This window comes from Longimicrobium sp. (genome assembly GCF_036280135.1).
GTDB lineage: Bacteria > Gemmatimonadota > Gemmatimonadetes > Longimicrobiales > Longimicrobiaceae > Longimicrobium.
This window is the reverse complement of record NZ_DASURI010000251.1, coordinates 1-2,573: the sequence shown is the minus strand read 5'-3', so window position 1 is coordinate 2,573 and position 2,573 is coordinate 1. Positions and strand designations below refer to the sequence as shown.

Here is a 2,573-nt window from a genome sequence, read left to right as displayed (position 1 = left end):
AGAGTGCGAGAGTGCGAGAGTGCGAGAGTGCGAGAGTGCGAGAGTGATGAATCCGCGGCCGGGCGAGAGATCGCCCGGCCGTTCTTCTTGCGCTTCGGATGGCGCCGACGATGTTTGATGCGGCCGTTCAATCGTCTCCCTTCAACTCGGTCATCTCATGCGCACGCTCATCACCCGTCTTGCACCCATCGTCGTCCTGCTGCTCGCGGCGTGCTCGCCCCAGGCGTCGCCCATGGGGCCGGCGCCGGCGCGGTCCATCGACGCCATCTACGCGCAGGCCATCGCCAACTCGGCCGTGTACGCGCCGGAGAACGTGCTCCCGCTCTTTCCCGTCGTGCCGGACGCGGACGGCAACGTGCGCGTGGTCACCCTTACCACCTGGAACTACGCGCCGGGCGAGCAGCCGCTGGGCCGCGACATCTGGGTGAGCGTCGTGCCCGAGGCGCGCGACTCGTGCAACAGCTGGCGCAACGAGCAGGACCTGGTGATGCGCCTGCGCCAGCTGTTCGGGCTGCGGCCCACGGACTCCGTCTCGCACTTCGTGGAGATGACCGTGCCCGCCACGCGGATGTTCCGCCCCACGGTGGACCCCGCCGTGACGACGCGCTGGCCATGCGGCGAGAACCAGGTGGGCAGCGGATCGTGCGGGCTGCAGTTCCCCGCCGGCGTGGACCCCGCCCACGTGGAGTGGATGTCCCGGCAGATGCTTTCTTCGTGGCAGCTGCCCAACGGCTACCCGGCGGCGTCGCGGACGGGAGGCGGACCGGGCGGGAGCGTGGGATACCCATGGACGCGCCTGGGCTACACCTACAACTGGCACCCGGGCTCGCCGCGCTACGGCGCGTCGGAGTACCTGGTGCGCGGCGGAACGCAGATCCGCGTGGACGCCACCTATCCCATCGCCGCCTACTGCGGACGCGCCTGATCGTGCTCCGGAGCCGCCGCGCCGGGGCACTCCCGCACCGAGGCACTCCCACACCGAGGCACCAACGCACCAATGCACCAACGCAACGGGCCCGGGCGAATGCACGCCCGGGCCCGTTGCCCGTCATGGAACCGGGTTCGCCGTCAGAACGGGGACATCACGCGGCCGGCCAGGCCCGGGCCGCCCGTGCGCCCCACGTTGCTGCGGAGGTCGCCCCCGCTGCACCACAGCGTTCCGTCCGCCACGCCGCACTCCAGCGCGGCCATGCCGGTGGTGGATGTGAAGCCGACCAGCCCCACGCTGTAGTCCGTGAACCGGAGGGTGGGCCACTTGGGAGCGGGCGCGACCGCGACGCCCGGATCCCACTCGATCACCCCGTCCGAGCCCCAGCAGAAGAGCGCGCCATCGGCTCGCAACCCGCACGCGTTGGCGTATTCCACCTCCAGGGTCACCAGCCCCAGCGAGGCGCTCACCAGCACGGGCGCCCCGTCTCCGTACAGGTAGCCCCAGCACAGCAGCCGCCCGTCGGTGGTGATGCCGCACGACATCCACCGCCCCAGGTCGATGCGGCGGAACGTGTGTCCACCGGCCAGCGGGGCGGGCGTGCCGCCCGGCGTCCAGCACACCACCTGTCCGTTCGCCTGCAGGCCGCAGCGCTCCAGGGGGGGGCCGTTCGGGGCCTCGGACCGCTGGGACACCTGGACGAACGTGTATCCCGCCAGCGGCCGCACCACGCGATCCGCGTCCTGGCAGTAGGCCGTTCCCGAGGCCGTCAGGGCGCAGCCCTCCGTGAGGGAGGCCATGGCCGGAACGCCCGTCCATGGCGCCGGCGTTCCCGCCAGGCCACAGTACACCGTGCCGTTCTGCAGCAGGGCGCAGTCGGAGGTGATGGCCGTTGCGCGCCCCGGCAGGTTCACCTTGCGGGGGCGTCCGGCGGGCGAGGGCAGCGGCTGGTTGAAGCCGGCGCCCCAGCAGTAGACGTCGCCGCCCGTCGTCAGGCCGCACCCGTGGTCGTCGCCCGCGGCCACGGAATCGAACGCGACCACGTCGAACTGCGCGGTCCCGGTGGCGGCGCCGATCTGGACGGTCGCCGTGCCGCCCCCCGGCGCCGCGGCAATGACGGCCTGGCTGCCGGCGGCGATTGCGCCCGCGGGCGTGATGGTAGCCGCAGGGCGCGCGCTCACGTCAACGCGGACGGCGTTGGAGTCGGCGACTTCCTCCACGATGGCGAGCTGGCGCGCCCGCGCGGGGTTCAGGGGCACGGTGTCATTGACGATGAGCGTGCCGCTGCGCAGCGTGATCGTGGCCGGCACCTGGCGGTTGAGCACCGTGGCCGTCTGGGTGAAGCCGCCCCCGCTCACGGTGACCGTCGCTAGGCCGTTGGTGCGGGACACGAACACGCCGGGCCTGATCATCCGCAGCGGGTTGGAGGCTGTCCAGGTGAGGGCCACGCCGGACACGGGCTGGTCGTTGCGGTCCAGCGCCCGGGCGGTGAACGCGATGGTGTCGCCCAGGGCATTGAGGGTGTCGGCGCGGGGCGTGAGGTCCAGCCGCACCGCCTGCTGCGTCACGGTGACCCTCGCCGAATCGGCCCGCGTCCCCGCCGTCCCCACGATCCAGGAGCCCCCGTTGGCGCGCCCCGTCACCA

General features: G+C 72.3%; 1 protein-coding gene and 1 pseudogene. One reads left to right on the top strand and one right to left on the bottom strand.

Annotated elements, in window-relative coordinates; genetic code table 11:
- The first annotated feature begins 157 nt into the window (after positions 1 to 157).
- Positions 158 to 925: a hypothetical protein gene (locus VFZ20_RS07765; RefSeq protein ID WP_329683281.1), complete on the top strand. Its 768-nt coding sequence runs from the start codon at positions 158 to 160 to the stop codon at positions 923 to 925.
- A gap of 143 nt (positions 926 to 1,068) precedes the next feature.
- Here the strand turns inward: VFZ20_RS07765 and VFZ20_RS07760 are convergent.
- A pseudogene (locus VFZ20_RS07760) lies at positions 1,069 to 2,573 on the bottom strand (RCC1 domain-containing protein); the annotation flags it as partial.

Bases quoted from the DNA above. Each gene is read 5' to 3' on its own strand.
- VFZ20_RS07765 (WP_329683281.1), top strand. From the start codon at position 158: ATGCGCACGCTCATCACCCGTCTTGCACCCATCGTCGTCCTGCTGCTC.